This is a genomic window from Aureispira anguillae, from assembly GCF_026000115.1.
Taxonomy (GTDB): domain Bacteria; phylum Bacteroidota; class Bacteroidia; order Chitinophagales; family Saprospiraceae; genus Aureispira; species Aureispira anguillae.
Genome location: NZ_AP026867.1, coordinates 1,749,415 through 1,775,064 on the forward strand (window position 1 = coordinate 1,749,415; position 25,650 = coordinate 1,775,064).

At 37.1% G+C, this 25,650-nt stretch carries 16 protein-coding genes; 10 read left to right on the plus strand and 6 right to left on the minus strand.

Annotation, left to right across the window (positions count from 1 at the left end):
• Nucleotides 1-142: 142 nt before the first annotated feature.
• The gene (locus tag AsAng_RS06585; RefSeq protein ID WP_264792000.1) at nt 143-3,826 is read left to right on the plus strand and encodes a DUF7619 domain-containing protein; all 3,684 of its coding nucleotides are present in this window, start codon (nt 143-145) and stop codon (nt 3,824-3,826) included.
• A 69-nt stretch (nt 3,827-3,895) separates the two neighbouring features.
• Here the strand turns inward: AsAng_RS06585 and AsAng_RS06590 are convergent, their stop codons facing one another.
• The 3 genes from AsAng_RS06590 to AsAng_RS06600 form a co-directional block, all read right to left on the minus strand.
• Nucleotides 3,896-4,552, minus strand: coding sequence for a hypothetical protein (locus tag AsAng_RS06590; protein WP_264792001.1), 657 nt, complete (start codon nt 4,550-4,552; stop codon nt 3,896-3,898).
• A 376-nt stretch (nt 4,553-4,928) separates the two neighbouring features.
• Nucleotides 4,929-7,049, minus strand: coding sequence for a thioredoxin domain-containing protein (locus tag AsAng_RS06595; protein WP_264792002.1), 2,121 nt, complete (start codon nt 7,047-7,049; stop codon nt 4,929-4,931).
• A gap of 29 nt (nt 7,050-7,078) precedes the next feature.
• Entirely contained in the window at nt 7,079-7,708 is a 630-nt protein-coding gene (locus AsAng_RS06600) for a hypothetical protein (RefSeq protein ID WP_264792003.1), read from the minus strand.
• Between the two features lie 461 nt (nt 7,709-8,169).
• Here AsAng_RS06600 and AsAng_RS06605 point away from each other — a divergent pair, with 461 nt between their 5' ends.
• From AsAng_RS06605 to AsAng_RS06615, 3 genes are all read left to right on the plus strand, one after another.
• Nucleotides 8,170-10,743 carry a multiheme c-type cytochrome gene (locus AsAng_RS06605; protein WP_264792004.1) on the plus strand — a complete coding sequence of 858 codons (2,574 nt, stop codon included), beginning with the start codon at nt 8,170-8,172 and terminating at the stop codon, nt 10,741-10,743.
• A gap of 172 nt (nt 10,744-10,915) precedes the next feature.
• A complete protein-coding gene (locus tag AsAng_RS06610) occupies nt 10,916-11,425 on the plus strand; it encodes a DUF1761 domain-containing protein (RefSeq protein ID WP_264792005.1) in 510 nt (169 codons plus the stop codon).
• Nucleotides 11,426-11,504: 79 nt separating this feature from the next.
• Complete coding sequence (locus tag AsAng_RS06615) at nt 11,505-12,413, plus strand: hypothetical protein (RefSeq protein ID WP_264792006.1); 909 nt, start codon at nt 11,505-11,507, stop codon at nt 12,411-12,413.
• A 21-nt stretch (nt 12,414-12,434) separates the two neighbouring features.
• Here the strand turns inward: AsAng_RS06615 and AsAng_RS06620 are convergent, their stop codons facing one another.
• Nucleotides 12,435-15,278 (minus strand): PAS domain-containing hybrid sensor histidine kinase/response regulator, encoded by a 2,844-nt coding sequence (locus AsAng_RS06620; RefSeq protein WP_264792007.1) that lies wholly within the window; start codon nt 15,276-15,278, stop codon nt 12,435-12,437.
• An 818-nt stretch (nt 15,279-16,096) separates the two neighbouring features.
• Here AsAng_RS06620 and AsAng_RS06625 point away from each other — a divergent pair.
• Nucleotides 16,097-17,518, plus strand: a complete 1,422-nt coding sequence (locus AsAng_RS06625) for a T9SS type A sorting domain-containing protein (RefSeq protein WP_264792008.1) — start codon at nt 16,097-16,099, stop codon at nt 17,516-17,518.
• A 120-nt stretch (nt 17,519-17,638) separates the two neighbouring features.
• On the opposite strand, the gene AsAng_RS06630 is transcribed toward AsAng_RS06625, so the two are convergent.
• Nucleotides 17,639-18,688, minus strand: coding sequence for a hypothetical protein (locus AsAng_RS06630; RefSeq protein WP_264792009.1), 1,050 nt, complete (start codon nt 18,686-18,688; stop codon nt 17,639-17,641).
• Nucleotides 18,689-18,714: 26 nt separating this feature from the next.
• A complete protein-coding gene (locus AsAng_RS06635) occupies nt 18,715-19,560 on the minus strand; it encodes a M15 family metallopeptidase (protein WP_264792010.1) in 846 nt (281 codons plus the stop codon).
• Between the two features lie 262 nt (nt 19,561-19,822).
• On the opposite strand from AsAng_RS06635, the gene AsAng_RS06640 reads away from it, so the two are divergent.
• The 5 genes from AsAng_RS06640 (at nt 19,823) to AsAng_RS06660 (ending at nt 25,280) form a co-directional block, all read left to right on the plus strand.
• A complete protein-coding gene (locus tag AsAng_RS06640; protein ID WP_264792011.1) occupies nt 19,823-21,895 on the plus strand; it encodes a YfbK domain-containing protein in 2,073 nt (690 codons plus the stop codon).
• 266 nt (nt 21,896-22,161) lie between these two features.
• On the plus strand, nt 22,162-22,737 hold the full coding sequence (locus AsAng_RS06645; RefSeq protein ID WP_264792012.1) for an SH3 domain-containing protein: 576 nt from the start codon (nt 22,162-22,164) through the stop codon (nt 22,735-22,737).
• Nucleotides 22,738-22,743: 6 nt separating this feature from the next.
• Nucleotides 22,744-23,217 (plus strand): GNAT family N-acetyltransferase, encoded by a 474-nt coding sequence (locus tag AsAng_RS06650; protein ID WP_264792013.1) that lies wholly within the window; start codon nt 22,744-22,746, stop codon nt 23,215-23,217.
• 6 nt (nt 23,218-23,223) lie between these two features.
• Nucleotides 23,224-24,168, plus strand: coding sequence for a bifunctional riboflavin kinase/FAD synthetase (locus AsAng_RS06655; RefSeq protein ID WP_264792014.1), 945 nt, complete (start codon nt 23,224-23,226; stop codon nt 24,166-24,168).
• Nucleotides 24,169-24,170: 2 nt separating this feature from the next.
• A complete protein-coding gene (locus tag AsAng_RS06660) occupies nt 24,171-25,280 on the plus strand; it encodes a glycosyltransferase family 2 protein (RefSeq protein ID WP_264792015.1) in 1,110 nt (369 codons plus the stop codon).
• Nucleotides 25,281-25,650: the final 370 nt, after the last annotated feature.

Genomic DNA, 25,650 nt, shown 5'->3' on the forward strand with positions numbered 1-25,650 from the left:
GGGGTTTTGTTTGCTGTTTGTTATTTGTTTATATATTTATTTATGTATAATTTATGTAAGATGTAGAATTAATTGTAGTTGGAGTTGAGTGAGTTATGGTTTATTTTTGAATCTATTACATCACTTCTAAACCTCCATTTAAATGGTACACCAACAAAGTTTATACAAAATAATAGCAGCACTGTTTTTATGCTGCTTGTTCGGTTCTGTCTATGCACAGTGCCCCAATAGTTACACTGTTACTACTCAAAATCAACCCTCTTGCCCAACAGCTAGCAATGGGACGTTATCGTTATCTCAAACCACCTATTATTCAGGAGCTTCTTACATTTGGAGCAATGGTTCTACCAATCGGAATCAATATAATTTGTCTTCAGGGCATTATACGGTTACGATAACAGACCCTACTACCTGTACTTATACAGCAACTACTTATCTGGCTCCATCTCCAAATGGAATCCCTGTAACTCCTTCCTTCTATGCTTGTAATGCAGAATTATATGCTAACGTAAGTTGGCCGCATAATCCTACAAGCTATTTATGGAGCGACGGAAGCACCAATTACCGCATTTTGAATCCTGCTCCAGGAACCTATTCTGTTACAATAACAGATGCAAATGGTTGTACAGGAGAGGGATCTACAACCGTTGTACCCTATGCTTCCCCTATTGCTGCCTCGCATACCTCAACGGCAGCTACTTGCAATGCCAGCGATGGATCTATTGATTTAACCGTAACGGGAGGAACACCGCCTTATACTTATTATTGGTATGATGGTGCCCAAGGACAAACCGTTCAAGATCCTACTAATATTCCTGTTGGGCGAACAAGAGTACAAATTAGAGATGCCAATAACTGTTACCTTTTTTATAATGCTCAGGTCGCAGGACCACAGGTTAGTTTAACGGCATTGCACATGAGCTGTGGACAAAACAATGGATCTATCACGGCAACTACTCAGGGGATGAGCAACCCGACTTTTACATGGAGCAATGGAGATGTTGGAGCTACGATTACGAATTTGACCAATGGGACATATACCGTGACCGTAACCGATGGATCTTGCGTAATTACAGAAAGTATTAGTATTTATAATGGAGGGAGCGTATATGCTTATATCGTCGATTCTTTACAGATGGGATGTGTACTTAGCCAATTAGACGTTCAAGTTCATGGTGGAGCAGGTTCTGGGTATACCTATTTGTGGAGTACAGGGGCAACAACTCCTTCTATTCCTGTACAAAATGGAATTACTGTTTACTCCGTAACGGTGACAGACCCGAATGGGTGTTCTGCGTCCGATACCATCAATGTAAATAACAATGGTGGATTATCTTTTTCTTCTGTTGTTCAGGATGCTACTTGTGGGAATAGTGATGGTGCGATTGATTTGACAATAAATGGATCAGTTAATACAATATCTTGGTCTCCAACGGGAGCAACTACCGAAGATTTGACCAATATAGCTGCGGGTTTTCATATTGTAGAAGCGACCAATTGGAATGGCTGTGCTTATCGAGATACAATAGCAGTTGGCGAATTTATTGAATTTACATCGGTTGATGCTAGTTGTGGACTAGCCAATGGTTCTGCAACGGTACATGATTATGGGATGACCAATCCAACCTTTGCATGGAGCAATGGAGCAACTTCACCAACCATCAATAACTTAGGGGCAGGTTTGTATATTGTAACCGTTACCAATGGTTCTTGTGTTATTATCGATACTGTTGATATTGTTGATGCAGGGCAAATGGTAGCAGGAATTAACCCAGAATCAACTTGTGAACCTGATTATTTAACAGCTGTGCCAACAGGTGGCGCAACGCCTTATACCTACCTTTGGGACAATGGAATTACCGACCAAAGTATTGTCAATGTTACACCTAATAGTACTTATTATGTAACGATTACAGATGCCAATGGCTGTTCAGACTCTGCTAGTTATTGGGTGCCTAATCCTGTACCTGTTACAGCTAGTTATACGGTTACAGCAGCAACTTGTAACAATAAGAACGGTGCGATTGATCTCACCATGACAGGAGGAACAATGCCCTACAATTATGCGTGGTCGTTAGGAAGTGGCAATGTCGAAGATTTGAATGGCATTTTTCCTGGACAATATTCTGTTAGTATAACCGATAACAATGGTTGTAAATTAGAACTTACCAATATTGTAGTAGGAGGTCAGACTAATATTGCAGTATCTCAATCCATCACCAATGTAAATTCTTCTAATATGGGAGGCATAATTGATATTACTGTCTCAGGAGTAGCAAATCCTACCTTTGTATGGAGCAATGGAGCCATTACAGAAGACATCATCAATTTGTCTTCGGGCTGGTATACTGTATCGATTACAGATCCTGCAACTGGCTGCGTTTTTGATCGAGATTATTATCTTCCTCCTCCTCACGTTGCGAATCCTAACATCAAAATTTCAGGTTATGTATACGATGTATCAGCAACGGGAACTTGTCAAGCTGGCTTGCCTTTGCCTTACGAAATGGTGCGATTACAACCGCTAGGGATTGTACGATTTACCAATGCCTATGGACGATATGAGTTTAATGTTACTACTCCAGGTAATTATACGGTAGAATATGTGAACACTTCACCACTAACAACAACCGTTTTATGCCCTGTTGGTGGAGTTGCAACCATAACAAATGCAGCACAAGGAGCTTGTTATACCAATCATTTTTATTTGACCAATCCTCCTGTTCAAGATTTGACCATCGACCTATGGGATTATAGCAATGCAACCCCTGGTTTTAGTTATTATACTCGAATCAAATACTGTAACAAAGGAAATACCATTATGAATGGGACGGTTGAGTATGACTACAATAGTCTATTGGGTTTTGAATCAATTACTGGGTGGAATTCTACGTTGACATTACACGATATTCCTGGACACAAGTTCTATTGGTCATTTAGCAACTTAAACCCAGGTGCTTGTCGTTATTTGGATGTTAAATTTAGAGTGCCAACTACTACTGCTTTGGGAACAGGTTTGCAGGGCTTGGCCGAAGTGCTGCCAATTGTTGGAGATGCTACGCCTTCTAATAATACAGATGGAGAATATACAACAGTAGTTGGTTCTTGGGACCCCAATGATAAACAAGTAGAGCCTTATCATACAGGAGATGCTTGGTCTGGTGGAATAATCTACGAAACAGACGAAGAGTTAGAATACACCATTCGTTTCCAAAATACAGGAACAGCTCCTGCGCATATTGTGGTTATTCGTGATACACTAGACGTTAATTTATTGCCGCATACCGTGCGTGAAATTGATACCAAACACGATGTAGATATTAGCCTTGAAAATGGCAATGTATTGGTGTTTACTTTTAACAATATTTACCTGCCCGATTCTTCAGCCGATTTTGATGCTAGTATGGGATTTGTAAAATTCAAAGTGAATAGAGCATCAGGTTTGCCAATTGGGACGGAGATTGAAAATACAGCGGCTATCTATTTTGATTATAATCCTCCTGTAATTACAAATACGCCAATTAGTATTATCGATCAATATCAATCTGTAATTGATGTAGACCAAGCAGGGTTGAAGGTAGAAACGATGCCAAATCCTTTTGAGCGTGGCATTACCTTAAAGTATACTTTAGAAGAAGCATCTAAGGTCACCATTAAAGTAATGAATAGCATGGGACAATGTGTTTATAGCCATGTGGCAGAAAGCGACCAATCAGCAGGTGTTTACATCGAACAATTGCAAATGGATCATTTACCAAGTGGTATGTATTTGCTGAATGTAGCAACCAATCAAACCATTGTAACAAAGAAAATTGTTAAACAGTAATTCTTCAAGAAGGTTAATTAATTAAGTTGTTCATGGTTGCCTAGGTCTTTTGATCTGGGCAACCTTTTTTTATTCAAAGACAAATTGCCCATTTTTTAGCAAGCTATAACGATGCGTTTTAATTACATTGGCTTTTGGGGGAGTTCCTTCCTTAAAATGAGTGTACAGTTGTTTAGTTTGACTTTTTAGTTTTAGTACCATGCGATCAGATTCTAGAAACTCTAAGTCCGATTTACAAGAAAAGCCCATCTTATACCCTTTGCTTGCTTGATAATCAAAAACAGAACTACCAAAGACCATTCGGGCATCTATAAACTGTTCGTTTGGGCGATTAAAGCTGGCTAAAAAAGAAGCTGCCATTAGATGCCCCTTGTCTTCTGCCTTATAATAAAAAGTAAAGGCAACCATAACACTATCCTCATAAATCACCTGCCCATAATTATAACTAGCCTTCTCCAACCCAAGGTAGGGATGTAAGCGATTATTTGCCAAGATAGGCTCTATATAACGGTCGCATAATTCTTTGGGAATACTGCTACCTGGCTCAACGAGCTGAAATTGCTGTATGAAATGCGACAAGCTATTGTCAGTTGTGTTGTTGGGTGTCGCAGTGGTTGAAACCTTAATAGAAGAGGGATTGGTATTGTCGCAAGCTCCTAGAAATATGAAACAGACAAAAATTAGAAAACTTGTTGTACCTGGTCTCCAAAGACTTTTTTTTATCATTAGAATAGTATTTCTGAGTACAGGACAAACTATAAAACGAACCCAGCTTGCTGGCTCATAAACGAAGTGCATAACAAAGTGCTCACGAACAAAGCGAGCTAAAGAGGTAAAGGATACTTATAAAGTACTGTTTGAGCTAAAACTATGTTTCGATCTTAGATGCTAGACCGCTTTGCTTTTAGATATTAGACCCTATTAGGCTGTCATAGGGTCTAATATCTAAAAGTGCAACGATCTAATATCTGAAAAATAGTTCCATTAATCCTTTATTTTATTTAATTCCAATTGTTTAGCTATTCGTTCCTCATGAGCGTTTCACTTATAGTTCGCTTTGCTCATGATATAGTTTATCCTGTATATAGATAGTATTTATAAATTAATTACTTAGTAGCTTTAAAGCCTCTTCGGTTGTATTGAGAGGACGTTTGCAAGCTTTGTTCTGACAGACATAAATGGTAGTCGTGCCTTGGATCATTTTTCCTTCTAGGAGTGCTAAATTACCTTCTTTTGTACCGCCCATAAACAAAACATTGGGAAGATAATATTGATCGAACTCTTTTCGTTTGGTCTCAAAATCGTTGCCCATAATAGCGACTTCATAGGGTGGTTGAATGATGGCTAACATCAGTTTTGACCAATTGGAAAAATACGTTGGGCTTTGAAATAGATTCTTGCTAACATTAGCCAACATTTGCTTGGCTTTTTGATGGTAATCTTTGTTATAAAAATAGAGACCTAATAGATAGAGGTTATTTGCCATCTCAGAGTTAGAAGCAGGGATTACATTGTCGGTGACTTCCATTTTTCGAGCCACTAAATTAGCATTGTAATTAGGAGTGTAATTAAACATACCCGTTTCTTCCTGAAAAAAATGCGTTAAAGTATGCTCTGTTAATGTGTCCGCTATTTGCAACCATTTTTCCTCAAAAGTTACCTGATACAATTCGATAAATGCTCGAATGAGAAAGGCATAATCGTCCAAAAAACCACTAATAACAGCTTTTCCGTCTTTGTAATTCCTAGTAATTTTATAATCCTTAGGAATCACATTTTTGATCAAAAAATCAGCATTTTTTAAGGCAATAGTTAAGAACTTCTCTTCTCCAAAAGCACGATAAGCTTTGACATATCCCGTTAGCATAATCGCATTCCATGAAGTCAATATTTTATCATCTAGACCTGGGCGGATGCGTTTGGAGCGTTCTTGTAGCATTTTGTTATTGAGCAAGGCAATTTTTTCTTGCAACTCAGCAATTGTCAATTGATATTTAGTAGCAATTTTTTCCTCGCTTTTTTTGCGGAGCAGGATATTGTTGTGCTGTTCCCAATTGCCCCCTTCTGTACAGTTATAATAGTCCATAAACAGCGCAGCATCCTCAGCTAAGATGGCTTTGATTTCTTTCGCTTTCCAAACATAAAATTTACCTTCTTCTCCCTCACTATCGGCATCCAAAGAAGCATAGAATCCCCCTTCAGGACTTGTCATTTCTCGTTCAACCCATTCCAAGGTTTCGTACACTACCTTTTTGTACAATGGATTTTTACTGTGTTGATAAGCTTGCGCATACAAACTAACGAGTTGTCCATTGTCATACAGCATCTTTTCAAAATGAGGGGCTTTCCAAAACGCATCTGTAGAATAGCGAGCAAAGCCACCACCTAATTGGTCGTAGATACCACCCCAAGCCATATTTTTTAGGGTAGTATGAGTTGCTTCCAATGCTTTGGAATTGTTGCTTAGTGTAGCATAACGCAGCAAATAATCCCAACTAGAAGGAAGTGGAAATTTATTATCACCTTTGTTAAATCCCCCTTTTTCAAAATCAATGCTTGTTGCCCACAAATCAAAGGAGCGATCCAGTTGCTCCATGGTATATTCTGAGGGAGAGGGATTGAATCCTACCTTACCACTTTGGGCGACCCCTTCGGTGATCTGTTTGGCAGCTTCCTGAAGTTTTTCTGGTTGTTCTTTATAAAAACGGATAAAATGATTTAAAACTTTTGTCCAATCCTCTTTGGGATAATAAGTACCTGCATAGAATGGTTTCCCATTAGGCAAAGCAATGGCATTCAAGGGCCAGCCACCACTTTGGTTAATCAGTTGACAGGCTGCCATATAAACTTGGTCAACATCTGGTCGTTCCTCACGATCTACTTTTATACAAACAAAATGATCGTTCATCAATTGGGCAACGGCGGAATCTTCAAAACTTTCATGTTCCATGACATGGCACCAATGACAGGCCGCATAGCCAATGCTAATCAATAGCATTTTGTTTTCTTGTTTTGCTTTATTCAGCGCTTTTTCTCCCCAAGGATACCACTGAACAGGATTGTGGGCATGTTGCAATAAGTAAGGACTGCTCTCATGGATCAGAGCATTGGTGTATGGATGTGATGCTGTTTCTTTTGTTGCTTTGTTGGAATGTTTTTGAGCGCAACTCGTAACACTTACACTTAACAAATAAACCAAAAGATAGAGATAGTAGGGATTCATTAAAATTGATTTAAAAATGAAATAAGTGCTTACTCAGGGACAATTTCTGCTTGGCTAAAATAATCCATATATTGTTGATACAGCTTATCTTGTTGTTGCTCAAAAGCCTTTGAGTTTGTTGTGAATTCTTGATGAGGATGATAGGGCGTTTTTTCAAAACTTAAGTTGGCGGCGGGCTTTTTTTCTAGTGCATTGACAATGGAACCCGTTTGATAATAAATTTTATTTTCGTAATAAGGTTCCTCCATTTCTTCCTCTTTATTATGCACCAAAATTAATTGATTTGCTTTAAAATAATAGCTGGTTTCCATTCTAAAAACCTCTTCTCCTCCAATTATTTTTAATTTGCTAGGGCTAGCCTTGTCTGTTTTATAATAAATTTCAAAATCAATTTGGACGTAATTCTCCGTATGATCGCCATTGGTATAACGCCTTTTTTCTAAAGAATAGTTGGATAAATTACCTTCAATAGTTTGATAATAGTCGTCTATTTCTTTGGTTGTTAAAGGTGTTGAAATGCTTTCTTTGGGCTTTGTGTCTGTATTGGAAACTTGCTCAATATTAACGTTCTGAGGGTGGGTAGAGTTGCAGGCACTTAAGAGGATAAGAATGCCAAAACAAGGAAGTATTTTCTTGAAAAAAAGCATAGGATAGTGCATTGACAAAATGGTGAAGTAAAGTTGTGGTTGATTTGAAAATTAATGGGCTATAGTTATTTTAATACGGATTAAGATAAACTATTATTTTTATACCAACCTCTAATATTGATAAAGAAAAAATAATAAATGTTCCCCTTTGGACAATACTTCATGGATTTTTTGTTTTTTTATCAACCCAAGCTAGTAATTTGATAAGCAGAGTGGACAAAAAATTAAAAAAGCTCTGTATTAAAATTCGTACAATAATCATGCTGTCACTGCCAAAAAAAATTAGTCCTGTGATAGTTACATAAGCATGAGTAAAACGAACGAGCGACTTGGTGTATGCGCATAGTGAACCGAGCACTGCGAGCTCATAAGCGTTAGCGTACTAACTGGTAGAGCTTGGTACGGCGTGCCAATTGTGATGCCTACCAGCAGGGCTGTAGGGAACTAATAAGCGGAGTATTAAAATAAAGTAAATGAAAAAAACAATCATCCTCATTGTAATTATGATTGCTGTTTTTGCAATGACTTGCATGGATACAAAAACAGAAATTATACCTACGAATACGGAGATAAGCCCAGAGCGAGCTGCTTTGCGCAAAAAATACCATAGTTATGCCGAAAAATTGAACCATCCTAAAGATTTGTTGCACCTCAATCCTGAGAACAATAAATGCCTAACTTGTCACAAAGAAATAGAACCCATTCGTGCCACTAGTTCAGGCATGATGCAAGATATTTACAAATTTGCAGCAACAGCAGGCTTTCCAGATAACGATTGTATTGTTTGCCATGGAGGAAATCCTGAGGCAGAAACAGCCGCACTAGCCCATGAAGGAACCATTGATTTTTTTGAAAAAGGGAAAGGTCCTAAGGAGTTTTACCCAGATCCAGGAAGCCCTTTTATTAATGAACATACCTGTGGTCTTTGCCACATGGATCAGGTCAAAACGCAGTTTACGTCTTTGATGTATACCGAAGCTGGAAAAATCCAAGGAACTACTTGGGGCTTTGGAGCGATTCAGGGCTATGAACATAATGTAGCTAATACTCATGTTCAAGAAGTTGTGGTGCATGAACGTTTGGGAACCGATATCTACAAAAAATACATGGAAAAGCTAAAGGCAGCAGAACCTCAGGTGTTTCCAAAAGAAATGAAACCATTGCCACCAGCACCTACCGCCGAAGAAGTCAATGAAAACCCTCAATTGTCGGTATACACCTATCTTAGAATGGAGTGCCAGCGTTGCCATACAGGAGTTAAGGGACGTTTTAAAGAAGGAGACTTTAGAGGAATGGGCTGTAGTTCTTGCCATAGCCCGTATTCCAATAAAGGCTATTATGAAGGGGAAGATAGCGCAATTCCGAAAGATGAAGTAGGGCATATGTTAGTACATAGCATGCAATCTACACGAGACGCATCGGTAACGGTTCATGGAAAAACGTATTCAGGAATTCCTGTCAAAACTTGTCAATCTTGTCACAATAGGGGGCGAAGAATTGGGGTTTCTTATGAAGGCTTGATGGAAACGTCTTACCAATCGCCATTTATGGGGAATGGTGAAAAACCGTCAAAAATTCACACCAAAAGTTACATGCACTTGGCTCCAGATGTACATTTAACAAAAGGAATGGTTTGTCAAGATTGCCACACTTCTGGCGACGCACACAGTTATGGTGATTTGGCAGGGGCCATTCAGGGAGCAGTAGAAATAGAATGTGAAGATTGTCATGGAACGCCCAGTCAGTATCCTTGGGAATTACCCGTTGGACATGGAGACGAAATTGCTGGTCCTTTGCCAGCAGAAGGTGCCGCTAGAGGGGTGTCAGATACCTTGTTGCCACATCAGTTATATGGTTCTGTGCATCCTGTTCAAGATGGTTATTTAATTTCGGCTAGGGGCAACCCTATGGGAAATGCTGTAAGAAAAGGAAATCAGGTAATTTTGCATAGTGCGGGTGGAAAAGATTTGGAATTGAAGCCGTTAAAATATTTGGTAGATCACGATGAGTTGAGTCGTGAAGCTAAAGTAGCTAAAATACAGACACATATCCATATGGAAAAAATGGAGTGCTATTCTTGTCATGCCACTTGGGCTCCTCAATGTTATGGATGCCATATTAATATAGATTATACCAAAAAAGAAGGAAAACCTGATTGGGTAGAATTGGCAACAATTGTAGATAAACATGGGATGACACCAGATGGTTTGTACAATGGTTTTAAAGGAATAAAACTAGGGGAGGACAGCAATTTATCAAAGGAAGAAATAGAAACGATTAAGGGCTTTATGATTCAGGGAGAAGTTTCAGAACAACGGAGTTATTTGCGTTGGGAGGACCCTCCATTAGTGATTAATGGAGATCATCGTTTCTCGCCTGCTATTCCTGGTTGTCAAACTACTGTAACGGTAAAGGGAGCGGATGGAAAAATGAAATTATTAAATCATATCTTTAAGGTGCCCCATGCTGAAGGAGCAGGAGAAGAAGGGCAATTAGCTATTGATATGTCACCATTACAACCTCATACGGTTCAAAAAAAGGCAAGGAGTTGTGAGAGTTGCCATACCAACCCCAAGACTTTTGGATATGGTATTAATAATGGGGACTTGTATGCGGCTCCTGACAGTAGTTATGTAGCCGATCATCCATTGGCATCGAAAGTAGATACACAATTTAATGCCATTCCTAATTTGACCATGGATTGGTCCAAGTTTTTGGATGAAGAGGGCAATCAATTACAAACAGTAGGACATCATTTTTCAGGTTCTAGACCACTCAATAAGAGTGAATTGCAACGACTGGATAGAAGGGGCGTTTGTTCTTCTTGCCATGCTTCCTTGCCTGATGCTGATTTGGCGACTAGTTTGTTAGATCATGTTGCCAAATACGCTGATGTTCAAATTGATAACGAGTATCACCAATCGATTCTAATCAAAACGACTCGTTTAGCGGCATGGGTTCAAGTTTTGGGAGGATTGTTAGGCGTTGTTTTTGCTTTTTGGTTGGGACGAAGATTACTTAAAGGGAAGAAAATCAAGGGAAAATAAGTGAATCTTTTTGTTTTTATTGTGCAACTTTTTGTTTTTGTTGCGAGAAAATTCTACCTTGTTGGTGTAGAACAATTTAATTAGAACATATTTTAAAATTATTAATTAGTGTATATATGAAACTAATATAGTATTTTTGATGTGTTCTTAACTCAATTTAAAATACTTAATTATGGGACCTAATTTAATGATTATTCCTCTGGTTGCTTTAATTCCATTAGTGGTTGGTTTTGTTTGGTATAACCCTAAAGTAATGGGAAATGCTTGGATGAAAGAAACGGGTATGACAGAAGAAAAAGCTCAACAAGGTAATATGGCGGTAACCTTTGGTGCTGCTTATGTTTTTGCTATTTTTGCTGCTTTTTCGCTGTTGGGCTTGGTCGATCATCAAATGGGAATTTTTCAGCTTTTTGCCGCTCAGGAAGGATTTGGTGAAGCGGGGTCAGAAGCAATGAAATCTTATGAGGCGACCATGGCTATGGTTGGTGCTAGACACTTGAGCTTTGGTCATGGTGCTTTTCATGGTGTTTTGGCAGGTATTACCCTTGCTTTGCCCTTAATAGGAACCAATGCCCTCTTTGAGCAAAAGTCTTGGAAGTACATATGGATTAATGTCGGTTATTGGATCGTGTCATTTGCCTTGATGGGAGGTGCTTTAGGGCAGTGGGGATTTAATGTATAGTCAAAATTAGTTGTAAATTATGAATCATAAGTTGTTCATTTGAGAAGGTGTACAACTTATGATTTTACATTGAGAATCAATGAGAATAATTGTTTTGTTTTTTTGTTTACTGCCTTTTGCAAACACAGCGCAAAATGGTTATAGTCAATGGCTTTCTGTTCAGGGGACAGAGATGCATTTATTGGGAGATTTTAAAGAAAAAAGAGTGTATGGCAACCCCAAAGGGGAGCAAAAAAAGGTAGCACTCATGCAGGTACAGCGTTATGAGAATGGGCGCTTAAAAAGAGATGTTATGTATAATGGTTATCCCCAATTGATGTATGACATGGTAATCGATTATCAAGAGGATGGAACAGCTAGGGGGATTAATGTATTGGATTCTAGTATTGTAACCTATGCATTTACAAACGATAAAAAAATACGTTATTATGTCGTTGATCAACAAAGTGCCACCCATGTTATTTATACCTATAATGATAAAGGAGCATTGATTCGTTGTAAGGATTGTTTGGCTCCTTTTGGAAACCATGAATGGTGTGCTTATTATCAATACATATACAATGAGCAAGAACAACTAATAAAAGTATTGTCTTATAATCTAGAAAAGGGGATGCCTGTTGAATCTAAAGTTTTATTTGCAACAGATTCTTTGGAGTATGAACAGGGCTTGTTAAAAAATCGTTGGACACTCAATCCAGCAGGAAACGTTACACAAAAAGCAGTTTATAAGTATAATAAAAAAAATCTGTTGGAGCAGGAGGAATCGACACAGTTAATTGCTAATCCAAATCCTAAACGTTATACTAAAAATTATACTTACCATTGTAATAAAAGATTAAAGCAAAAAGTAGAGGCTTATTATACAGGAAGTCATCTGGATGGGCAGCAAATTGCTAAGTATAACCCCAAAGGATGGAAAATCAGGCAGGAGTCGTATCGAGGAGATGGAAAAAGAACAAAGTACTATAAAATAAAGTATAAAGGATAAGCAATTAAGTAACTAAATCGTTTATTTAGCCTCTAAAGAAAACTGTTGCTTTAGCAGTGGGTAGACTTGGGCACAGGTAGTTTTCAGGCGTTGCATTAGCGGTTTGTTTTTTTCTGCATGATAAATTTTGTTGGACATATTATGTTCAATCTGCTTGGCTATCTTTTGTTGCTTAGACATTCCTAAGGTACCAAGTGTTGACTTTAATTGATGCGCTAAATCCTGTGCTTTGTCCCAGTCGCCCCTGTCGAGTGCTTGATTTAAAATGCTTATATTTTGAGGATTTTGTTTTAAGAACAATTGAACCATATCGATGACGAACTGTGGATTTCCCTGACTAAATGTATTTAAATGGCTTAAATCATATAATTCTTCCTCTTGAATTGGATCAACAGGAGGAGGAGCTAATTGAGTTTTTTCAAATGGAACGGACTGATCCAAACAGCTTATGATGGTACGTTGTAATTGCTGTGGTGAAAAGGGTTTGGTTATAAAATCATAGACACCAGCTTCAAACATTCGTTTGCGTTCTTCGTGCAGAGCAGCTGCAGTAAGGGTAACAATAGGGGTATGAAAATTAAGATTTAGCGGATCTTTTTTTATTTTCACGGTAGCTTCATAACCATTCATAATAGGCATGTTAAGATCCATGAATATCATATCATATTGTTTGGTGCGTGCGTATTCTACCGCTTCCAAACCATTGTTTGCCAAATCAAAATCGATGCCCCATTGAGTGAATATACTAGTGATTAGTTTTTGATTGATTAAATTATCTTCAGCAATTAAGATGGTCAATTCTTTAAAGGAGTCTATCGTTTGACCGTTGGTGCTTTTACTCTTTTTGATGTCGGTATTTAGCAATTCAGAATATTTGAAAGGCAATAAAACTTCAAAGACAGTTCCCTTGCCTAGTTCACTTTTTACTTTTATCGTTCCGTTTTGTAATTCTACTAATTGTTTGACAATAGAAAGCCCTAATCCTGTACCACCAAATTCTCGATGGGTATTAACGGTGGCTTGTTTGAAACTACTAAAAATAATTCCAAGGTTTTCTTTCGAAATACCAATTCCTGTATCCGAAACTTGAAATTTGATCCAACAAGTGTCTCCCTCAGATTTTTCCAACAAAGCAGTGATACCAATGGACCCTTCGGAGGTAAATTTACTAGCATTACTGAGTAAATTACTTAAAATTTGACCCATTCTAGTTTTATCTCCAATCACCTGATGCTTAATATTTTTATCAATGTTTATCTTAATCGATATATTTTTTTCTTGCAATCTGAATTGGTAAGAGCGATAAAGTGATTCTAAAAGGCTATGCAAGGAGAAAGGACGATATTCCAATTCGATTTCGCCTGCTTCTATTTTGGACAGATCCAGTATGTCAGAGATAATACCCATTAAGCTATCGGCAGAAAATTTTAACGCTTGAATATAGTCTTTTTGCTCTGCTGTAGGTTGAGAACGTTGCAATAAATAAGTCATTCCGATAACAGCATTCATAGGCGTTCGAATTTCATGACTCATGTGTGCCAAAAATTGACGTTCTACATTTCTAGCTTGTTCTGCCGCTTTTTTGGCATTGATTAGGGCTTGTTCACTTTTTTTCCTGATGGTAATATCTCGACAAAAAGCTGAAAAGAAGTATTGATTTTGTATTTTGATGGGCGACATGGTCAATTCAATAGGAAATTCTTCTCCCGTTTTGCGTATAGCAGTTAGTTCTATGCGTTGGTTTAATGGGGGCGGTTGCTCCATTTTCATAAAAAGAGCGATTTCTTTCTTGGATTTAATAGCCTTTGCATTAGGAACAATCAAATTATTTAGCACACGACCAATCACCTCAGTGGAGGAATAACCGAAGATTTTTTCTGCATTAGGATTCCAGTCAATTATTTTGCCTGTTTCATCAATGGTAAAGATAGCATCTAAAGAGGTGTTGAGAATTAATTGCAACTTTTCCTGGCTTTCTCTAATTTTTTGTTCTGCCATTTTGCGTTCAGTAATATCTAAGTGGATGCCAACCGAACCAGCAACATGGTTGTTTTCATCATAATAGGGAGCCCCACTAATCATAACCCATATTTTTTTGCCATTTTTCTTTTTTAACTGAATCTCATAAACCCCTGTCTCTCCTTTTTTTCTAGCAGCTCTTTCTTTAGCCATTTTTTTGATTCCAGCTTTTCCGAGAAATATATCTGCGGCAATTTTTCCAAAGAGTTCTTCTTCGGTATAACCTGTTAGCTTACAAAATTTGGGGTAAGCTTTTATGATTTTTCCCTCAGGAGTTACCTCCAACAAACCAAGCTCCATGTTTTCTATAATAGAGCGATATTTTTCTTCATTTCTTAGTGTTTCTTTAGTGGATTGTTCATACACAAGGCAGGCTTCTATCGATAATGCAAATTTGTTAATCACATCCTGTATAGACAAGACAAAAGAAGTTTTTAATCCTTTATGTTTTTTAGATGCTATAATATCTAAGATGATTAGCCCTCTAGCTCCTAATGGGTAAACAATGTGCTTGTAAGCAGGATTGTTTACTTTTTGGGTAAAAAGGCTTTCTAGAAGCGGATCTTTGTGCTCCAAAATGGCATAACCGTTTTGACTAACGAGTTGGTAGAGTGTTGATAGATTTTGATTAAAACTTTTTTTATGCTCAAATAAAGGGGACTCAAAAGTACTATAATGGCTTGTTGTTGCGGTAGAATTAAGAGATGTATTTAACCAAATAGCCGCACGCTCACCTGCTGCTTTTTTTATAAAAGAAGATAAAAAATGCTGAATGTTCTCTTGGAGGTTTAAGGACGTTCCAATAGCGAGAGACAATTTATAGAGTGAGGAAAAATCTTGTATCATGTTTTGGATATTTAAAAGGTGGCTCTTTGATACCTTACCAAGTTATGTATAAATCTTTTAATGCAATAATTCTTGGAGTAAAAAACTCCAAAAATGAGACCGTTACCCTATTTTATAAAGGAAAAGTAAGTTATTAGAGTAAAAAACGCCTAAAAATATGTGTTAATTTGTTCTAAAACAATGAAGTATGGATTTTTTAACCTTACTTAAGGAGCAGAGAAACAGAGCGCAGGGAGAGTTCGTAATTTTGGAGAAAAAACATAATAATTCTAATAAGTGTAATTCTTCCAAAATAGAGATAAAAAATAGAAGGGCAATTTATTGGTTGAGGAAGTATTAGTTGGGGGAAATAGGCAATCGTTACTGTGTATAAAAGCGATGCAAATCACCACAACTATTCAGTGAGGTATTAATCAATAATAAGATCATTTTTATACGATAATACTCCATGGCTTTTTTTTACAAAAAACATCTACACTGATTATTACATGAGCTAGCAAAGCTAGGTTATCAATGTTTTTAATGCTTTAAGTTGTGGTGCGTTTTTTTTAACGGAGCAGTGTAAGTTGGAAGAAAAAAATAACTAACTTTGATTTTTATAAGTAATGGGGCAAAATTATTTATAGAATTTGCAGTAAAAGATTTTTGATATTAACAAGGCGAAAAACACAGTCATAGCCTTAGCTATGGCGAGTATTTTCAACACAGTTAAGATTAAAAAGATTGCTCGAATAAACTATCAATAATTTAGATTCATTACTTACCACTTAAATACAATGCTTAATCGCAATAGCGAATTATTAACTAAACTAAAAAACATGAAAAAATTAACCCTTTTGAGTACGTTTCTTTTATGTACCTCAATCTTATTTGGACAAGCAACGCAAGTGATGGACATTCATACTGGAAGTGGAGACTCTTACCCTTTTGGTTTTATGGAATACAATAATGAACTGTATTTTACCGCCTATCCTAATGGACTATCTATGCAAGCTGAATTATGGAAGACAAATGGAACCAATACCGTTTCTGTTTTAACGCCTAATAATAACTTAATACCAATGATTTTAGCTAATTATAATGGTAAGTTATACTTTTCTTATGGAAACCAGAACAATGGAAGTAGGGAAGGATTATGGGAATATGATGGGGTAAATGCACCCACTCTTATTCTTAATTCTAATCCTAATGGAGGGGATGTTGGGAAGCATTTTGTAGAATTTAATGGAAAATTGTATTTCAGAGGAATAGACTCTATTCATGGTAGTGAATTGTGGCAATATGATGGAACCAACCCTCCAACTATGGTTGCAGATCTAAATGCGGGAACAGCAGGGGCAATAATAGCCAACCTTACTGTTTTTCAAAATAAATTGTTTTTCTCTGCCAAAACAGCTACCAACACAGATGTTTTGATGATGTACGATGGCGTAAATACTCCTACTGTTGTGGCTAATGATTTAAAATCATCAGGTTTTACCTATAATGGACCTATGCCAATTCTAAATGGCAAACTATATTTTATAGCGTATACAATAAGTGGAGATCCTACAAGTAGTACTATATTTGAATATGATGGTGTGAATCCAGCGACGAGTGTTGTTTCTAATGTAGGTGCAAATCAACCTGTTTATGCTACCAATCTTTATGCTGAGCGTTTTGGTACGTTATATTTTTTTATTGTAAATAATGGTGGGGGATCGCATGTGTGTTGGGAATATGATGGAACGAATCCCGCAGGACCAGCATCAAATCCAAGTCTAATTGCTTCTACAATGTATAACAATGAAGCATATTATTTTAGTTATGATGCTACTTATGGTACAGAGTTGTGGAAAACAGATGGGGTGAATGCAATAAGACTAACAGATATCAATCCTATGGGAAGTGTTGAATCCGAAGAGAAGCCTTTTATCTATCAAAATAAACTCTATTTTGATGCTAGAGATGGTACTACAGGTCAAGAGTTGTGGGTTTATGATCCTTCTGTATTGAATTCAATTAATAAGCAAAAAGATTTGAGTGTACAAATTCATCCTAATCCTGCTCAAAATCAAGTGCAAATAGAGGTAAATACAACGATTAGTGGTATAGAAGTTTATGATGTATTAGGTAAAAAAGTTTTAGAACAATCAACGTCTTTAAATAAATTGGATGTCTCAAATTTATCGAATGGTATTTATTGGTTGCATATTCACACTGATAAATACACAGAAATAAAAGAATTCGTGAAAATTTAACGCTTAAGATTAGTTGGACAAAGAATGCTAATCTCTACGTTAAGTAGCTTAACTTTATTATTAACGCTGTGAGGTTCTTTAAGATGAAGTGTCTCACAGCGTTCAATTTTTAGCCCAGCCTTAAAAAGATTTCCAAAGCTGTTTGCCTGTTTTTCCATCAAAAATTTGCAAGAATTTGCCTTTCGTTTCATAACTTTCTAACAAAATTTTTCCTTCGTACTCACTTAGCCAAATGGCATTAAAATAAGTACTATTGGCAATTCCTCCAGAAGAAGACATGTTAGCTTCCCACTTGATTTGTTTGGTTTGCAAATCTATACCCAATAATTGTACAAGGGGGCTGCGATGATTATAGACTGCTAAAATTAAGGTATGATCTAAAATTAGGGTTTCTGCATGACTAATGTCCTTGAATGTAGGATGCTCTACAGAAAAGTTATCGCTGATATAAGTTATTTTAATACTACTGCTGCTTTTGTCTAATTGAATGAAGCCATGAATATCCATATCCATTGCTGCATCTCGAATGACACCAACAGAAGAAAAATCAAAGTTAGACACACTGCCATCTAAGGTGCTAAGAGAAACCGTTTTGGGAATTCGATCTACATAAGATGAAAAAACAATTGTATTGGCAGTATGCATGGTATAGCCCAAATAAGGCAAATGATAAGCCAGTTCTCCATGTTGAACAAATTCGCTGTGCGGAACTTGCACGCCAAATACTTCTTCTCCCTTTGCATTGTATTTGTAGACCATAAAGCCATTGTCTCCCTTTAGTGGTTTGATGTAAACAATGCCACCTGTAGCCTCTAGAAGTAAACTATTTCCTTGCATTGGCAATCCCTTTTCTTTGTTAGGAAGTGGAATAACGGCCTGCGTTTCTAAGTTTTTAAACAATAGGCTATTGTCTTTGGACGCTTCAAATAACATTCCTTGATAGGCAATTTTATCCAATGCAAGCCCTTTGTAGCGCATGGCATACTTGCTGTCGGTTTTAAAGGAATGTGCTAATTGTTCTTCTTGGTTCGTATATTGCAGCGTTTGAAGATTGAGAATTTTTTTATTAAAAGGGTAGAGGTGCGTATTAATTTTTTTAGGGCTCTCTTGAGCTTTTGTGATCAATCCTAAACTACTAAAAAGCGTAATAAAAAGTATCGTTCTTATCATATTGTATAGATATTGTGGTGTGTAACTTATAAGTCAATAAGAAGTTCGGGACGGTATTCAAAATGCATGGTATCATAGTGATACCATTTGCCACCCCAAATAAAACCATTGTTTTCAAATATTTCTACAATTTGTAGAGGAATTCTGTTTTTATAAATAATGGGGCGTTTTCCATTTTCTGTTTTGTCTTTTACCGCCCAGCGCCAATAATTAGAATATTTAATGTTAATATCAATCGTCATACCAAAACTGTGTGTGCTCAATCGGTTGGTTCCCGCTATTGTTCGCCAATTGAAGCTACCGCCAACATTTTCCAAATAAGGTTTTAATTCAGGATATAAAGCCAATTCTTGTGCAATTTTAGTTAGTTTTTTATCAATACCATTAATCCTTGTTACCTTGAGTTTAGTGCCTAAAAAATCAATTTCTACCAATTGTTGCATGACTGCTTCTTTATTCTTGCCATACATCTTCAAAAAAAAATCCTCTACTCGAATTCTTCCTGGATCTTGGTTTCTACTCGGAATTTTATAGTTCTTTCCTTTGGTATAAACCATTGCCATTTGGTCTTCTAAATCGGGCTGATTCAACAATTGCTCAAAAGATTTTTGAGGGATCGTATCTTGATATAGACTCGTTGATCCATCTGACCAAATTAAGTGATTCGAAGAAGCGCTTAGTTGCTGACTGGGGTAAGCAGCTACTATTTTTTGTAAACCTAAGGGAATGGGATCTTGTTGTTGAACAGGATCTATTTTGGGGAGGGGGATGTGTTGGGGTTGATGTTCAATAGGGGAATTACAAGCGCAAAAAAAAATGCACCAAATAATGTTATGTAAATAAGTGTTCATCATTAAAAATACAAAAACCATTGGACTCTTTGGCAATTTGCGTTAAAAAAGAAAAGAGATTAATAAAGTCTAGTAGAAACACACCAAAATTATAGAAGTGAGCATCTTCTTAAATATTGAATCGTACCAATCTTCTTTTACGATTTCGCTAGAGTTGTAGATTACTAATACTCCGTTAATGTTTTGCTTTTCCACAACTGTTCTCATGAGCAAAGCGAACTAAAAAAAAGCAAAACATTAACGGAGCAATGGATTACCTAACCCTCCAAAAAATAAAAATCTTATGATAAAAGTACTTCATATTATCTTTTTTAGTTTATTAATTCTTCATAATACAATAGCTCAAACAACAGGAACACTTCAAGGTCAAGTGCTAGACCTTAATAGCGACGAAGGCTTACCTTTTGCTAGGCTTAGTTTAGAACATCCCATTCATCCAAACAAAGTAACAGAAACGGATTTTGATGGAAAATATAATTTTAGTAATGTCAAACAGGATACCTACCAATTGGTTGTTTCTTATGTAGGGTTTCCTACAAAAACGATGACGGGAATTGTGGTACAAGCAGGGCAAGTAACCATTATAGATGTTGAGATGGAAGAGACCGTTCAGATGGCAGAAATAGTGGTGGCAGCAGAACCCTTGATTGAACAATCTGCGGTTGCTGGGGGACAAACCCTAAGTGCCAACGATATTAAAAATTTGCCAACTCGTAGTGTGACGAGTATCGTGGCAACAACAGCAGGCGTCAATCAAGCAGACAAAGGAAGTGCTGTCTCTAGTCGTGGATCGAGAGCGAATACACGACTCAAGAGAATAAGTGGAAAAAAAATGAAAAGAAAGGCAATGCGCCCTGCTGCTGCCCCAAAACCCTATTCCAATTCAAAAAATTACCGAACAGCGGCTCCACCAGTCGAAAAACCTGCCAATGAAGAATATGCTTCTTTTGTAGAAAATGAATTTCGAGCGGTACAAGACGAGCCCTTGTCTACTTTCTCTATTGATGTTGATCGTGCTTCTTATGCTAATATTAGACGCCACCTTAATCAAATGCAAAAACCGCCTAAAGATGCCGTTCGAATAGAAGAGATGATTAATTATTTTGAGTATAACTATCCACAACCACAGGGCGAAGATCCTTTTAGTGTGACAACAGAAGTAGCAGACTGTCCTTGGAATAAAGCTGCTCAATTGGTGAAAATTGGCTTGCAGGGCAAAAATATAGATTTGGAAAAAGCACCAGCGAGCAATCTTGTTTTTTTAATTGATGTTTCTGGCTCCATGTCTAGTGCGAATAAACTACCCTTGTTAAAAGAATCGCTTAAATTATTGATTAATAATATGAGAGCACAAGACAAAATTGCAATTGTTGTTTATGCAGGTGCAGCAGGATTGGTACAAGCCTCAACCAACGATAAAAATAAATTATTAAAAGCCTTGGATCAATTACAAGCAGGTGGTTCAACTGCAGGTGGTGCAGGCATTGAGTTGGCTTACAAAACAGCCAAAAGCAACTTAGCAAAGGACGGCAATAATCGAGTTATTATTGCGACAGATGGTGATTTTAATGTAGGTGCTTCTAGTGCTAATGATTTGGAAAAATTGATTGTTGAAAAACGAAAAGACAATATTTTCTTGACCGTTTTGGGCTATGGAATGGGCAATTATAAGGACAGTAGAATGGAAGTTTTGGCAGATAAGGGAAATGGAAACTATGCTTATATTGACAATATAAAAGAAGCCAAAAAAACCTTGGTCAAAGAAATGGGAGGGACACTTTATACCATTGCCAAAGATGTGAAAATTCAAGTAGAGTTTAATCCTGTACAAGTCAAATCTTATCGTTTGGTAGGTTATGAAAACCGCTTGTTGAACAAGGAGGATTTTAACAATGATACCAAAGATGCAGGTGAATTAGGAGCAGGACATACGGTAACAGCCTTGTATGAAATTGTATTGTCAACGGGTAAAAAAGCCAATAAAGCAGCTAAAAAAGTAGATGAACTGGTTTACCAAAAAAATAAATCTACGCACTTAGCGCAAACTAGTAATGATTTGATGACGATTAAATTGAGGTACAAAAAGCCAACGGGAATGAAAAGTACACTTATGAAATTCCCACTAGAAAAGAAGTTACAACCAATTTCTGAAGCGTCTGAAAATTTCCGTTTTGCGGCTTCTGTTGCTGGTTTTGGTATGTTGTTGCGAGATTCTAAATTTAAAAATGACTTGACCTACAAAACGGTTTTAGAACTGGCTAAAGGGGCTAAAGGGGCAGATAAAGAGGGATATAGAGCCGAATATATAGAGATGGTTTCTAATGTGTTGTCTATGACAGCGCAAGCACAAAAATAGAACCCAATACAACCGTATTGATAGGGACAAACCATCGTTCAAAATAATCGTAGTTGTTTATTTTGAACGGTGGTTTTTTTATGCCTATTCGCCACCCGTTTGCATTTAGAAGTGATAATACCTTATCTCCAAAATAAAATCCTATCAAGTATTAACATGCTCTGAATTTTGAGTATCTTTGCGTTTTGATTAGCCTGCCAAAGAATCATAATACGTTATAACGTGGATTCAATAGGTAGTATTTATGTTTATGAAACTAATAAAATATGGCATCAAATAGACCCCGTAGACGTAAACAGGAAGAAGTTCAAGAACCCCAAGCTCCCAAAGGAAGACTCAATAATATGGAATTGTTGGGCATTGCTTTGTTTTGTATTGCTTTTATGTTGTATGGAATTTCTAAATGTGGCAAAGAACCTGTAGTAGAAACTACAGATAATCTTCCTGTTGTAACAGAAGAAATTGTAGATTCTAATACCGTTGCTCCTAATAATAATAATAATGAGAGTTCTTATAGTAGTGGAGATAACAATAGAACCGTACCGAGACCTACACGAGTTGATAGCGTAGCAACTCCTCGAAAACTTTATAGTATTGCAGATAGTTTAAGAGTTCGAAAAGAACCAAATTTGTCTGGAGAATTAATTACTTATTTGAGTTATGGGGAGGAAGTTGTTGATTTGGGAGAGCATACCGTTTTGGAAAAACTTCGAGTTTCTGTTGATGAGGTTAGAATGGCTCCATGGATTAAGATTAAAACAAAAAAAGGAAAAATAGGTTGGGCTTTTGGTGCGTACATGCAATTTTATCCTGTTGCAAGAACAAATCCAAATAATCAATAATCCATCATGGAAAAGAGCTTTGGTTCGTATCATCTAAAATTAGCTAACAATAGCTATACAGATGCTATAAAATCTGTTGTGTTTGATGTTTTAAAGGAATATCATCTAGTCGCTGGAGCAATTGATTTTTGTTTAGAAAATGTCGAGACACATTATTTAAATCAAGGTGGAATTTTTTTAGTGTTGATGGATGGCAAAGAAAGGGTTGTAGGAACAGGAGGCTTGTATCGTTTGAACGATCAAACTGTTGAACTTAGAAAGATGTATTTGTTGTCTGAACATAGAGGAAAGGGCTTAGGAAAATGGCTTTTAACTACCTTGTTGGATGAAGCCAAACGATTAGGATATAAACGAGTAGAACTAGAAACAGCAAGCGTTTTGAAGGAAGCAATTGGGCTGTACAAAAAATATGGCTTTCAACCGTTCAATTCGGACCATATTGCAACTCGTTGTGATCAAGCTTATGAACTGATATTATAAATAAGAATGAGAATATACAGAGATTTAGATAATTTACCCCATTTTAAAAATGCTGTTTTAACAATTGGTTCATTTGATGGGGTACATATTGGCCACCAACAAATTATCAAGCAAATAAATGACTTAGCACGATCTATTAATGGTGAATCGGTATTAATTACTTTTCATCCGCATCCCAGATTAATTGTTACGCCCAATAACAATGACTTGAAATTGCTCAATACTTTAGACGAAAAGGCAGCTTTATTAGAACAGTATGGCGTAGATGTTTTGGTGGTGGTGCCGTTTTCCAAAGCGTTTGCCAACCAAAGTCCTGATGAATACATTCAGCAGTTCTTAGTGGCTCATTTTCATCCTCAAATTATTGCGATCGGTTACGATCATAAATTTGGCAAAAATCGAATGGGGGACATTTCTTATTTGAGAAAATTTGAAACGGCTTATCAATATCAAGTTGTAGAAATCTCCAAACAAGAAGTAGCCGATATAGCAGTTAGTTCCACAAAAGTTCGCAAAGCTTTGTTGGCTGGAGATGTAGCAAGAGCCAAACGCTTGTTAGGGCATAATTTTAGTTTGGAAGGGAAGGTGGTGAAAGGGCTGCAAATTGGAGCAACCATTGGATTCCCAACCGCTAATATTGAGGTTTCGGATGCACACAAATTAGTGCCTCCAGAAGGAATTTATGCCGTCTCTATTTATCATAATGCTACCCAATATCAGGGCATGCTGTATATTGGTAATCGTCCTACCATTGACCATGATTTGAAGCAGACGATAGAAGTTAATATTTTTGATTTTGATCAAATGATTTACGACCAAAATCTCACCATTGAATTTGTTGAATATTTGCGTGGTGATGCAAAATTTGATACATTGGATGGATTAAAGTTTCAATTAAAAAAAGACAAAGAAGCTGCTTTGCAAGTGCTTGGCAATCGAGAAAAGATATAATTATGACAACAGAACATCGTTCTAGTATACCTAAAGTTGCTATTGTGATTTTGAATTACAACGGCATGAAAGATAATTATTTATCGGACTTTTTGCCTTCTGTTTTTGCTTCTGAATATGCCAATTTAGAATTGTATGTAGCCGATAACAAATCAACAGATGATTCTGTTGCTTACCTCAAAAGCCAAGGATTTCAACCTCATACCGATAAAACTCATCAGCCTTACGATTGCCCTAGGTATTTAATTGAAATGCCTGAAAATTATTGGTTTGCAGGGGGCTATAACAAAGCCCTAAAAGAAGTAGAGGCTGATTATTATATTTTGCTGAATTCTGATGTCAAAGTATCGCCCAATTGGATACAACCCATCATAGATTTAATGGAACAAGATCCTCAGATTGCAGCTTGCCAACCCAAGATCAGGATGGTAGCTGAGCCTTATTTGTTTGAACATGCAGGGGCTTCAGGAGGCTATATCGATAAATGGGGCTATCCATTTTGTAGAGGTCGAGTTTTTACAAAAGTAGAAGAAGACAAAGGACAATACGATCAAGTTTTGGAAGTTTTTTGGGCAACAGGAGCAGCCATGTTTATTCGAAAAGAGCTCTTTCACAATATGGGTGGTTTTGATGAGGATTATAAAGCTCATATGGAAGAAATAGACCTCTGCTGGAGACTCAAACGAGCCAATTATAAGATCATGGTTTGCCCTCAATCTACGGTTTGGCATGTAGGAGGGGGGACGTTGCCGCAACATAGCCCCCAAAAGGCTTTTCTCAATTTTAGAAATAGCCTAGCAACAATTTTTAAGAACGAAGTAGGCAGCAAAGCTTACCGCATTGTTTTTATTCGTTTGTTACTGGATGCTGTAGCAGGGTTTAGATTTTTGTTGAATGGGGAGTTTGCGAATATTTGGGCCATCGTCCGAGCGCATTGGTCTTTCTTTGCCCAATATGGCAGAAACAAACAAAAGCGAAAAGAATCCGCCGCCATTATAGCGCAACATTGTTATGAAAAACCACATTTTCGCCCAACGGGTGTTTACCCGAATAGCATTGTTTGGCAGCATTTTGTTAAAGGAAAACAGACCTTTGAAGAATTGGAGTTGTAATAATTTTCGTGCTTTGACAATCCATAGGCTCAGGCAGTAACCATGCAGAACCCCGCTTGCTGGCTCACGAGTGATAACGAACCAGCTCATAAGCGCTAGCGCACTAGCTAACCTAGCAGCGAACTAAAGCGCAGCGCTCATGAACGTAGTGAATAACAAAGCTAATCATGTAGAATATTAAACAGCCCTGCTCTCTTATTACTACTTTTGTTATAAGTTATAGTTTGTAAGTCGTATGCTTAGTTCCTGTAAATACAGGACATACGACTTAGAACCTATAACTCTCTACTAAAAGAAAAGTAGTAAAAAGCTTACCCTTTGTTAGGAGCTGTCACACGACTAGTCAAAGAACCACAACTTTTAATATTCT